Source organism: Chitinophaga agri, assembly GCF_010093065.1.
Lineage (GTDB): Bacteria > Bacteroidota > Bacteroidia > Chitinophagales > Chitinophagaceae > Chitinophaga > Chitinophaga agri.
Map to the genome: position 1 here is coordinate 3,879,273 of NZ_CP048113.1, position 13,055 is coordinate 3,892,327.

7 protein-coding genes are annotated in these 13,055 nt (G+C 47.6%); 1 reads left to right on the forward strand and 6 read right to left on the reverse strand.

Going from position 1 to position 13,055, the window contains the following annotated elements; genetic code table 11:
- Nucleotides 1-3: 3 nt before the first annotated feature.
- Complete coding sequence (locus tag GWR21_RS15430) at nt 4-3,150, forward strand: efflux RND transporter permease subunit (protein ID WP_162332613.1); 3,147 nt, start codon at nt 4-6, stop codon at nt 3,148-3,150.
- An 80-nt stretch (nt 3,151-3,230) separates the two neighbouring features.
- Here GWR21_RS15430 and GWR21_RS15435 read toward each other — a convergent pair whose 3' ends face one another.
- From GWR21_RS15435 to GWR21_RS15460, 6 genes are all read right to left on the reverse strand, one after another.
- Nucleotides 3,231-4,046 carry a hypothetical protein gene (locus GWR21_RS15435; RefSeq protein ID WP_162332614.1) on the reverse strand — a complete coding sequence of 272 codons (816 nt, stop codon included), beginning with the start codon at nt 4,044-4,046 and terminating at the stop codon, nt 3,231-3,233.
- 78 nt (nt 4,047-4,124) lie between these two features.
- On the reverse strand, nt 4,125-8,627 hold the full coding sequence (locus GWR21_RS15440) for a CheR family methyltransferase (protein WP_162332615.1): 4,503 nt from the start codon (nt 8,625-8,627) through the stop codon (nt 4,125-4,127).
- A 49-nt stretch (nt 8,628-8,676) separates the two neighbouring features.
- Nucleotides 8,677-10,200: a GAF domain-containing protein gene (locus tag GWR21_RS15445; RefSeq protein WP_162332616.1), complete on the reverse strand. Its 1,524-nt coding sequence runs from the start codon at nt 10,198-10,200 to the stop codon at nt 8,677-8,679.
- Between the two features lie 33 nt (nt 10,201-10,233).
- Nucleotides 10,234-10,815, reverse strand: coding sequence for a biliverdin-producing heme oxygenase (locus GWR21_RS15450; protein ID WP_162332617.1), 582 nt, complete (start codon nt 10,813-10,815; stop codon nt 10,234-10,236).
- Nucleotides 10,816-10,889: 74 nt separating this feature from the next.
- Nucleotides 10,890-11,339, reverse strand: a complete 450-nt coding sequence (locus GWR21_RS15455) for a response regulator (RefSeq protein ID WP_162332618.1) — start codon at nt 11,337-11,339, stop codon at nt 10,890-10,892.
- A gap of 270 nt (nt 11,340-11,609) precedes the next feature.
- The gene (locus GWR21_RS15460) at nt 11,610-13,049 is read right to left on the reverse strand and encodes a S41 family peptidase (RefSeq protein WP_238430382.1); all 1,440 of its coding nucleotides are present in this window, start codon (nt 13,047-13,049) and stop codon (nt 11,610-11,612) included.
- Nucleotides 13,050-13,055 lie beyond the last annotated feature (6 nt).

Below are 13,055 nucleotides of genomic sequence, written 5' to 3' on the forward strand. Positions count from 1 at the left end.
CCCATGATTCGCAATCTTTTAATATTCTCGCTCAAAAACAGATGGGTGGTCATCCTGATGGGACTAGGCCTGATGGGCATCGGCTACTGGTGCTTTACCCAACTGAAAATAGAAGCCTACCCGGACATTGCTGACACAAATGTCATCATCGTAGCACAATACCCCGGCAGGGCAGCCGAAGAAGTAGAGCAACAGGTAACCATCCCTATAGAAAGAGCTTTACAGAATACCCCCAATGTACTCGACCGCAGGAGCCGTACTATCTTTGGCCTCAGCGTTGTACAGCTGACATTTACTGACGGTACGGACGACTACTTCGCCCGCCAGCAGGTCAATGAAAGGCTGGCCACCGCTGAACTGCCGGACGGTGTTGCGCCCGAACTGGCACCGCTCACTACTGCCGTAGGAGAGATACTCCGGTATGTGGTCGAGGCACCACCACAATTTACACCTACAGATATACGGGACCTGCAGGACTGGGTCATTAAACCGGCCCTGCTACAGGTCCCCGGCATCGCAGACATTACGACATTTGGAGGTCCACTGAAACAGTTTCATATACTCACTGCACCCGATAAACTACGCAAGTTTGACCTGACTATGCAGGACGTCATTAATGCCGTGCAGCAAAACAATCAGAACACCGGTGGTAATATCATCAACCGCGGTGAACAGGGCTTCGCTGTACGTGGACTAGGGGCGGTTAAAACAGAGCAGGATATCCAGAATATTGTACTGAAAGCGGTGAATGGTATGCCCGTATACCTGCGGGATGTGGCGACCGTAGAAGTAGCCCCACCTCCACCCAGTGGTGTGATGGGATATACTATCAATGCGACGAAGACCAATGTCAGCAATGGTGTGGAAGGGATCATCCTGCTTCGCAGATATGAGAACCCAAGCGAAGTATTAAAAGCGCTGAAAGCAAAGATGCAGGACCTGGAACAGAATGATCTGCCTAAAGGCGTACACCTGCGCACATTATACGATCGTAGTTTCCTGATAGACCACTCACTCGAAACAGTTGGTCACACCTTACTGGAAGGCGTGTCTATCGTGGTCATCATCCTGATCTTCTTCCTGGGTAGTTTGCGAAGTGCATTGGTAGTGGCGCTGACCATTCCATTCTCACTGTTATTCGCTTTCATACTGATGCGTATCACCGGTATACCAGCTAACCTGCTGTCACTGGGTGCCATTGACTTTGGGATCATAGTAGACGGAGCCTGTGTCATGGCGGAACACCTGATACGAACCTATCGCACCGCATCACCGGAAGAGAAAAAGAAAGGCATTATTGCCCTGACTTTACGTTCTTCACAGGAAGTCGGCAGAGAGATCTTCTTCTCCGTCACCATCATCATTCTGGCGTATATGCCTATTCTGCTGATGACCCGTGTGGAAGGTAAACTGTTCTCACCGATGGCGCTGACACTGGCATTCGCCGTGGTCGGTTCCATGCTGGCGGCGCTGACGCTCATCCCCGTACTGATCTCCTTTGCCTTTAAAAAAGCATTTAACAATACAGACAAACCGATGAAAGCACACCGGAATGTGGTGCTGGACTTTCTGTCCAACCAGTATTCCCGTGTACTGGCCGGGGTGATGAAATGGCCGAAGGTAACCGTGCTGGGGGGCTTTTCCATCGTGATACTACTGGTATTGCTGGGAGGTAGTCTGGGGTCAGAATTCCTGCCGGAACTGGACGAAGGTTCAATCTTCCTCCGTGGCAATTTCCCGGCAGGTATTACCATACAGGAAAATGCGAAATACGCTCCGAAGATCAGGGAGGTGATCGCTAAATATCCACAGATCTCTTTTGTGATCACACAGGCAGGCCGTAATGATGACGGTACCGATCCATTTCCTTCCAACAGGAATGAGATACTGGTGGGACTAAAGGATTACAGTCTGTGGAGTGATACGATCTCCAAAAAGACACTGGTGACCAACATCCGCCATGACCTGGAAAAAGCGATGCCTTCCGTGCAGTTCTCTTCCGGTCAGCCGATCATCGACCAGGTGATGGAGATCGTAACAGGTAGCGCGGCCGATCTGGCGATCTCGATCGTAGGAGACGACCTGACCATGATGCGGGCCAAAGCCGACACGATCGCTAACCTGGTGAAACATATGAAAGGTGCGGAATCGGTGAACATAGAACAGGAAGGTCCTTCGGAGCAGATCGCGATCAACATCAACCGGGAGAATGCTGCCCGCTTTGGTATCAATGTAGCCGATATCCAGGGTATGATAGAGGCAGCAATAGGCGGTAAAGCGATTTCTACGTTGTATGACGGCACTAAACGTTACGATGTGGTCATCCGTTACCTGCCGGGAGAACGTAACACTATTGAGTCTGTAAAGAACCTTCAGGTGCCTTCCGCTACCGGTGCACTGATCCCGATGAACCAGCTGGCGGATATTTCCTATGTACAGGGACAGACCAATATCTACCGGTATAACAACAAGCGCATGGTGACCGTACGTACGAATATCCGGGGTCGCGATCAGGGTGGATTTGTGAAAGAGATCGGCGATAAGATCAATCAGCAGCTTTATCTGCCCAAAGGATATTCCATTGTCTATGGCGGACAATATGAGAACCTGGAACGGGCGGGCAAGCAGTTATCTCTCACCATCCCGATGACGATCATCATGGTATTCCTGGTACTGTTCATTCTGTTCAGGAACATGCCGCAGACGTTCGTTACCGTGAGCTGTATATTGTTTGCACTGGCGGGGGGTATAGTCGCACTGTTCATCCGGGGCTATCATTTCAATGTCTCTGCAGGAGTGGGATTCGTGAGCATCTTTGGTATTTCCGTGATGTCAGGAGTATTGCTGGTATCAGCGATCAACCGGCTTCGGCTTAAACCGGACCAGACCTTACAACAAAGCGTACTCCTGGGGTCAAAGGAACAGCTGAGCGCATTATTATCCATCCTGATCGTGGCCATTGCGGGTCTTATACCAGCAGCGACATCTTCAGGCATCGGATCTGATGTACAGCGTCCACTGGCCACAGTGATCATAGGCGGGCTGACAAGCACCCTGCTGTTCGCCCCATTACTGATACCTCCCCTGTATTGGTGGGTAGAGCGGAACCGGGCAGTTAAGAAGGCAGTAAAGACAGACTTATCGGAATAGCAAACTATGACAGGCAGGCAAAAAAAAAGGGCTGCAGGATCGATTGATCTGCAGCCCTTTGTATTTTTAAGCGGGATATACTATTCAGTAATGATCTCGCATTTGATCTTTGCATTGGCTTCTACTTTCTTGGCAATAGCAGCACCCCCTTCTTTTACCAGGCATACAGAGAAGTTTTCATCTTCTACTTTTGCGACAGCGATCTTACCAAGGGTTCTTTTTCTGTGCATTTTCTTACCGTCTACAGTCAGATCGGTGATCTCATACACGCGGAACTCATCATGTTCTTTCAGACCAGCGAGGCTACCTGCTACGATCAGTACGCGGATGGCTTCACCAGCAGCGTTCTTTTCTTCTACCTGTGCGATAGAAACAGGATTCTTCAGGTTTTCACGAATGAACTTGTCGATACCAGGTGTAAGTTCTTTCATTGCGTCATCAAAAGCATGTTTACCTTTTCCGGCAGCATTGAAGCGGGTGGTGGCCACTTCTTCACCTGAACTGACATCTACAATAGCGATGTCAAATAATAATTCCGCGGTTGTTGTATTGGTGATTCCCAGTGGGAGGTCGGATGGCTTTGTTTCTACATTGGCTTTCAACACATTACCAGTTACAATATACTGGGCGCCCAGTGATTGTGCCTGTGCCAGGGCACTGGCGTCCTGTCCTTCCTGTCCTACTCCTGCCCTTACCTGGTTCAGTTTATCTTTTTCTAATAGGGAAAAACCTCTCACTTTCAGGGTAGCATCGTATACAACATCCTGTATAGCCGTTACGTATTCAGTTCTACCACTACTTTTGAAAGACGCAACACCGATGAGGTTTTTGGTTTGAGCGAAAGCAGATGAGAAAGCAACAATGCCGCATAAAACGGATAATACTCTTTTTGTCATGGCTAGGTATTAGTTTGAAATAGCGTCCAAAAATAACGACTATTCCTTTTACATATATTTTTTTATGATAAAATGAACCTAACCGGCACGTTGATCTTGTTTCACAGGCAGGATAATTTTAAACGTAGCGCCTTCTTTTTCACGGCTTTGTGCAGTGATCAGGCCATTGTGCTTATCGATGATCTTCCTGGTGACTGCCAGTCCGATACCGGTCCCTTCATATTTATCTTTCGTATGCAAACGCTGAAAGAGGATAAATATTTTGTCCAGGTATTTTTCATCGAAGCCGATCCCGTTATCTGAGATGGAAATGGTGACATAAGGCCCCTGCGGGTCTTCCACACTGTCAAACCGTTTTTCCCTGATACGGGTACCGGCTATATTAATCACCGGTTGTACGTCTTTGCGGGAGAATTTAAATGCATTACTTAACAGGTTCTGGAATACCTGACGGAGTTGTCCTGGTACCGCCTCTATGACTGGTAAATTGGTCAGTGTTACCCTGGCGTGTTTTTCCTGTATCATTATTTCAAGATCGGAAAGTATCTCGTTGATGATCACCTTCAGGTCTACCTGCTCGAAGAAGCTGGCCTGCGACAAACGGGAGAAACGCAGCAGGTCATCTATCAGGTTGGCCATACGGGAAGAGGAACTGATGATGCGGGTCAGGTAGTCTTTTGCCTTATCCTCCATAGTGGCCTGATACCTGTCTTTCAACATGTTACCAAACATATGGATCTTACGTAGTGGTTCCTTCAGGTCATGAGATGCGACAAACGCATATTGCTGTAACTCGGCATTGCTGGCCTCGAGGTCTTCATTGGCACGTTTCAGTTCCAGGGTGCGCTCTTCGATACGCTGCTCCATGATCTCTGCAGCCAGCTTCTGCTCATGAATATCCGTACTGGTACCTACCAGTACACTGGACCTGCCCTCCATGTCCTTCTGCACCCTTGTACGGTGCAGGAACCAGTGATAAACGCCGTTGCTATCCCGGATACGCATTTCAATGGAGAAGTCCTGCTTGCTTTTCACCGCATGATCCCACCGCGTTTGCCAGTTGGCAATATCATCGGGGTGGATAATGCTTTCCCACAGTTCTTCCTGTAATACGGCCAGTGTTTTACCGGTATATATGATAAACTGTTCGTTAACAAAATTGATCTGACCATCAGCCTCTGAGGTCCAGAGGATCAATGGCATAGCCTCTGCCAGGAAGCGCTTTTCTTCCTTATTGGCAATGACCTGTTCTTCTGCCTGACGGAGGTTGGTCACATCCATCATAGAGCCCAGCATACGGTAAGGCGTATTATATTCATCCAGCAGGAGGTAGCCACGGTCTAATACGTGTGCATAACTACCGTCGGAACGTCTTAACCGGTAGCCTTCTGTCCATTGGTTCTGTTTGGCATTAATAGCGCGGGAAATACTGCCTTTTACCCGGTCACGGTCATCCGGATGGATATTCTCCTGCCAGAAGGTGCGGCTGTTGGAGCCTTCTTTCTGATAGCCATATACCGTATAAAAGTTATCGCTCCACCATACGTTGTTATTGGTGAGGCTCCAGTCCCAGATCGTATCATTGGTGGCTTTGGATACCAGGCGGAAACGCTCTTCACTCATCGTCAGTTCGCGCGTCCTTTCCAGTACTTTATATTCCAGTTCACTGTTCAGGTTACGGAGGCTTTCCCTCGCCTGTACCAGCTCATTATAGTTACGTCTCAGCCGGTCTTCTGCGTCCTTCTTTTCGGTCACGTCGGAGCAGGTGATCACGATATTACCTTCCTGTGTTTTTACACTGGACAGCTCATACCATGCGTCCTGCTCTCCGCGCTCCAGGTGAAACTCCGTGCGGAGTACAGTGCCTAGTTCCACCACCTGCACATACTTTTCAAACAATCCGTGATCTACCATCTCTGGCATGGATTGTTTCATCGATGGATATTTCTGTGAAGTCACTTCTTTTCCGAGGAATCGCAGGCCTTCGTTGTTTGCAGCCAGCAAACGGAAATCTGTCACTATCCCCGCATCATTTCTCACGGCTTTAAATGCCATGATCGCATTGGTACTGGCATTAAACACCCCTTTCAGGAGCATATCCAGCTCCTTGATCGCTGTGATGTCCACAAAAGTGATCACGACCCCATCGGTATGTTTATCCTGACGGATATAGGGCAGGATCTTCATCAGATGCATATTGCCATTGCTCAGCATCATTTCCTTCTCCACGGTACGTTTCGTCCTGATCACTGTCTGGATATCGTCCATCATACTATCCTGCTGGATATTGGTAGAGATATGATTGATCGGGCGACCAATATCAGAAGGAATGAGGTTGATCATTTTCACCGCTGCCTGATTAAACTTACGGATACGCATATGCCCATCAACAAACACCTGTCCGATGTCCGTACTCCGGAAATAGTTATCCATGTCATCATTCAGCTCTATCAGCTCCTTGATCTTTAGCTGATGTTCTGTATTCAGGGTATGCAGCTCTTCGTTGAGTGATTGCAGTTCCTCGTTACTGGACTGCAGTTCCTCATTCGCAGAAAGTAATTCTTCATTGCTGGACTGTAGCTCCTCATTGGACGTTTCCAGTCCTTCGATGGCCATCTGGAGGTTGGTACGGGTTTCTCCCAGTTCCGCTTCCAGCGACAGGATATGTTCCTTTACATCTGCCGGCTGGGCATGTGTATCCGGCGCATCGTTATGTACACCCACTTTTTCATGATCCTCCTGGAAGACGATCATCATGTGCTGGTTATTACCCATACCTGGTTTAATCAGTAGATTGACCACTCTTAAACCTTCCGGCGTGCTTATTTTCACCCCTTTGATCTGTGATTTTTTCCCGGTTGTCCAGGCTTGTCTCAGGGCGATGTTAAGTGCCATAGACAGATCGGCCGGGACCATTTTCAGCAGGTTCAGATGCAGCTTTTTCTCCGGCAGGGAAAGGTATTTTTTGTAATTGCCCAGGGCCTCGATGATCTCGTAAGATTTATCGACATAGACAGCGGCGAAGCCAAAGTCCTCTGCGATCACCTCACGGAATTCTTCCTGCAGGGTGCTGGTTTGCTTTTCTGTCATGGTGATGCGTCCGTTGTTACCACCACGGATGTCACGGGTCTGACGGATATATTCCAGCGGACTATAAAGATTATCTGGCAGGGAAGCACGGGAGTTATCCGTTTTCCGGTACAACTTCCATTTCTGGTTCACTTCTTCCAGTCCCCCCCGGATGAGGGACGCTGATTCACTAGGCCCGAGGAAGAGGTAACCTCCTGTGTTCAGGGCAAAATGAAGCGAGGACAATACCTGCCGTTGCAACACGTTTTCCATGTATATCAACATGTTGCGACAGGTCACGAGGTCGTTTTTAATGAAGGGAGGGTCCTTCAGTATATTATGACGCGCAAAGACGATCTGCTTGCGCAGTCGTGGCACGATCTGATATTGTTTTTCTTCCCTGATGAAATACTTTTTCAGGAAAGAAGGGTCTATTTCTTTCAGGACAGCTGCCGGATATGTTCCTCTGGCAGCAAATTCCACCGCATTACTGTCTATATCAGTAGCGAATATTTTTACGTCCAGCCATTTGTTCTTTTCCTGCAGGCATTGATCCAGGAGCATGGCCAGTGAATAGGCCTCCTCTCCTGTACTACAGGCAGTGACCCATATCTTGAGAATAGCGCCTTCTTCTTTCTCATCTATCAACCGGTTAAGTACCTGCTCTTTTAAAATATCGAAGGCATGCTTATCTCTGAAGAAGCGGGTAACGCCTATCAGGAAGTCCTTGGCGAGTGCTTTACTTTCATCTTCACTTGTCCGCAATATCTGCAGGTATTCCTCCAGACTTTTCACATTAAACTGCGCCATTCGCTTAGCGATACGGCGGGTAATGGTAGGCGGTTTATAATGATTAAAATCCTGTCCGCTATGCTCACGTACCAGCTGGAAGACTTCTGACAGCATCTCCTCATCTATCGTACCATTAAAGACCTGCACCGGCATATCCTGGATGTAATTATAGATCTCCCCAGGCATAAATTCAGGAGCCAGGACATAATCCATATTTTCAGAGCTGATCACGCTGCGGGGCATGCCATCAAACTTGGCGGTCTCGGGGTCCTGGACCATGACCATACCACCTGCCTTTTTAATAGCAGCAGCACCTTTGGTACCATCAGTACCTGTACCGGAAAGGATGATACAGATGGCATTTCTGCCTTTATCTTTCGCAAGTGAAAAAAGGAAGGTATCAATAGCTGTATTGGGGGCTTTCTCAACAGGTTTCTGTACCAGTCTGAGACGTCCCTGCTCTACAATGATCTCTTTATTATTAGGAATAACGTATACACAGTCATTCTCTATAGCCATGTCCTCTTCGACCTCCCTCACCTGCATATTCGTATGCTTGGACACCAGTTCCACCAGCAGACTTTTATAATCCGGAGACAGGTGCTGAATGATGACAAATGAGAGGTTGCCGTATTCCGGCATATTATCAAAGAATTCATGGATGGCTTCAAGACCACCAGCAGAGGCTCCTATTGCTACTATGTAGTTCGCTTTCTTCATTCAATTATTTAATCCATAACTATTTTCATACCAAGAATCCAGACGTCACTCAATCCAGTCCCCTGATGATGAACTCCAGAACGAAATTACGGAGTAACCCTGCCATCTGGATTTCTGTTTGTTTCCACGGTAAAGCGGTGTTACGAACGGTTTGCTGCCAGAGGCTAAATGAGTTACGGGGATGGTATTGTATATTATCCTTCTCAAACCGCAGCGCTTCATTGGGATTACCTCCCCAGTTCACTTCCTGGATCACTTCCGGGCGGAATACCACGAGGTACTCTCCTTTATTCGGTTGTACCGGGATGACCAGTATACCGCTGGCGATATCTGCAAAGTGAATGGCTGGTTCATAGATGGCTGACAAATTCAGTTCCTGGAATATCTGACCGGCATTCCTGCTTTGCAGCCAGAGGAACAGGTCTTTCAACTCATTTTTATCTGGCGTCTTACCCACCGTCTCCAGGCGGCGGTTGTACATAACAGCAGCACCGGACGCATTCAGTAACTGTAAAATGCTGGTCTCCCGACCCAGTAAACCATTGAACAGGTCTCCGGTGGTGAATACCTGTTCTACCAGCCTGGTATGAATGTCATGCAATTTCGTGTATTCATCTCCCTGTTCTTTATAGTACAGGGCCTGGATACGCGCTGCGATAATATCGGATAACAATTCAAACTGTGCCCTTCCTTCATATGGCAAACGGTAGGCCGTACGATGGTGACAGGAGAAGAGTCCCCATAGCTGACCGTCTTTCAGGATACGGCAGGACATGGAAGTCATGATCTCCATGTTCTTCATATACTCGAGGTGTACGGCAGGCACACTACGCAGGTTACAACCCGAAAGGTCGGTAAAGGCGTTAGTGAGTGGGTTGATAACGGGATAGAGGCTTACGGGCACATATTCCCTGTTGGGGATCATGCGGTAAGGGTTATCCAGGTACATGGCCCTGGCCTGACGCGGAATATCGGACGCGGGAAAGGTGAGTCCGAGGTAAGATTCCATTCCGGGTTCCAGTTCTTCGGCAATCACGGTACCATTCCAGTCTTTGTCGAACTGGTAGACCATCACTTTATCATAACCGGACAATGCTTTCAGCTGGCGGGCAGCCGTTTCACAGGCTACTTTAATACTTGGCGCGGCATTGATGGCCGCCATAGCGTATTTCAGCTGCTGATAAATATCTATAAAGGAATGCTCCTCCCCCTGCTCATCAAGGCCTTCTATTTCCAGCAGCAACGCTTCTCCGGAGAGGTGAGCAACGGCCAGATAATCTTTAGCACCGCCTGTACCGTTAAAAGTAAGTGTGAAAGGCAATTTATTCACCAGTCCTTCCGCCAGTTTCACCTGCAGGTCTTCCATCTGGTGGGGAAGGATATAATCAGACAACCATGTATCTACTACTGCTGCCGGAGGTAAACCAACAGCGCCGGTAATATTTTCACTTACCTGTACAATTTTATAATCCGCGAGCTGTATTACCAGCAACATACCGTAAGGCTGTATCAGATTGATCTGATGAAGCGGAACACTACCACAAAAGGTAGCGTCAAAGTTCCTTTTTTCCATATTAACAGTGGTAAATGGGTTAGTAAAATACCGTTACAGTGAAGCATTCTGCTGACTGACAGCCCACGATCTGAAGTGCTCAAATGTAGCAGCAGCAGCATCTAACAGTCTCTGACGCTGTGTATCATCGCCATTATAACCCTGGAGGTAGTGTACAAATGTATCCCAGTAAGACTGGGTATCGGCACCATAACCATTGAAGAAAGAAAGTGCTTTTGGCAAATCGGGAGATGACAGGTTGCGGGAGAGGATCTGGCAGATAACCTGTCCGCCAAGCGTAGAGCCTTCCAGCACATACATCGCACCCAAGGCCTGGGCATTATCTGCAATTTCCGGAATATCATTACAGCAAATGGGCTGAATAGCAGGGGCATTGGTAATGGCTGCTATATCATCCAGTAAAAGTGCCGCTTTCCTGCGTCTTTCGAAACCACCTGGAAAAGTTATATCCATATGTGCAGCGATATGCTGCTCCAACGGATAGTAATAGCCGTAAAAAAGTTGTAACAGGCTGGTATACGCTTCGGGCGTATTGGCAGCTTTAATCCTGGGGATCAGTACACGCTCAAGATCCTGATGTTGCTTACCCGTACGTTCCCTTAACAGTTCGATCATTTAGACTTTATTAATTGTTGTCAAGAGTAGTTAAAAGTACGGTGAATAAATGTCAGACGCGTGTGGAAAGATTTCTACGGTAACTGTACAACTGTAAACCAATAGGTATGCAGCATGCGGGTAAAAGCCACCAGATCTGAAAAGTTAGCTGGCTTGATAGTATAGCTATTGACACCCAGCTCATAACATTTAGAAATATCCTTCGCCTCTGTGGAGGTAGTGAGGATAATAATGGGCAGCCATTTCAGGTTAACGTGTTCTTTTATTTCACGCAGGGCTTCACGACCATCCTTGCGGGGCATATTCAGGTCAAGAAGGATAATACTGGGAAAAGGATACTTGTCCTCATCCGCATATTTTCCATGCCTGTTCAGATAAAACATAAGTTCTTCCCCATTCTCGACAAAACGTAATTCCACTTCCGCACCACTCTCTTCAAAAGCCACTTTGATTAATTCCCTGTCGTCTGCGTCATCGTCTGCCACCAGTATACATTTCCTGCTACGTAGCACCTTTTTGATCATCCGGTATTCTGTTTAAACGGCTAAAATTACTTAAATAAAGTTGCAAAATAATAAGTGAGCACGGGAATTGTGCCTTGGGTCTCGTCTCCGTTGACTGGAGACGAGACCATTAAGGACTTATTAATTTTAAAGAAACTTATGTTTTGCTTAAGTAGTCTGCATTTGGGGTGAACAAACTGCACTTTTAATTAGGAAGCTGACACGAAGGTAGGGTCAGTGCATCTAATTCATTGATCGAATCGGGAAAAAACATTACGACATAAGGAAATCTCAATGCAGTTTTAACCTGGTTTCGATCATACCATTAAAGGAAGCCGGCCCCATGTGTACCACCTGTCTCATCGCTCCGATACGGCCGGCAGGATGCCCCTCTATATAATTAAGTGCGGACATGACACACATCTCCCCGGGATCACCGAAGTCATGTGTTACATCATCGAATGAAGGAATATCTACTTCCAGGCCGTGGAAATAGTCACCGAAGCCTGCTGAGTTCTTCATATAAAAGTTAGACATGTATACAGTGTATTTGTCGATACGTAAACCAAAGAAACCTACCGGTTTTCCATAAGTAATAGACCCCACCAGTTTCACCGGCATATAGGGTTTCAGGCTGTTGATCACCAGTTCGCTGGCAGAAGCGGTACTGCCACTTACGATAAATACGACCTGTTTTACAGTATTCAGTGTACCTACGTCCTCAAACTTAAAGGTATTACCGGCCACGGTATAATCCAGGTCTGCATAGGTAGCCAGATGTCCGTTCCACATCACCGTTTCACCGGCACTGTTACGATATAACTGTTGTTTTAAAATGGGCGCTTTTCCGGTTTGTAACAGGGTATTAAAGTACTCTGTATACATTACTTTTCCATTCAGCGAGGATGGTGCAATGTGATTGACCATATATTCAGCCGTCTGTGTATAACCACCGCCGTTATAGCGGAGATCTACTATCAATGCCGTAACACCGGCAGCGGTGAACTGACTGAAGGCCTGGTCTATAGCGGCCTTGGTAACACTATAATTAGAGAACCTGCTGTAAGCGATGTACCCTACTTTCTGCGTACCGGCATCCAGAATAGCCGTTTTCAGTACCGCTGTAGTTGAATAATTTTTGCGGGTGATGGTCACTGTACTGGTTGTGCCATTTTCCCTTTGTATGGTGAGCGTGGCGGAGTTTTGTGCCAGGGCGGACTCTATAAATGAGCCTGAATTTACATTAACAGAAGTACCGTTAATTGCGGTTACTTTCATTCCGCGGGTCAAACCGGCAGCAGCAGCCGGAGAAGAAGGATGTACGATACGTACACGCACATCGATATTCCCGTTGGCAGATAGACCGATTCCCAGATCATCCCCTTTATCGTTCAGGTCAACTGTACCCTGCCGGCCACCATCCAGGCTTTCTTCGGTGATAAAAGAATATTTGGAATGGCTGGGTGTACCTGAATATTCATAGGCCTCTCCCGTCACATCATTGATCTTGAACTGTGTCATTGCATAAAGCTCCCGCTGATAGTTAGACAGCAGATTACCACCGGTGGCATACTGACGCGGATTGAACACGTCATAGGCAGGAAGGGCATCATACCAGAGGTATACCTGTTGCGCGTAGAGGTAGATGGAGTCCAGGGTTAGCTGTTCGCGGGTTCCTTCAGCAGGAGGTGCAGGTGGCGGGTCGGACTTGTGATCCTTTCGGCACGCCATCCAAAA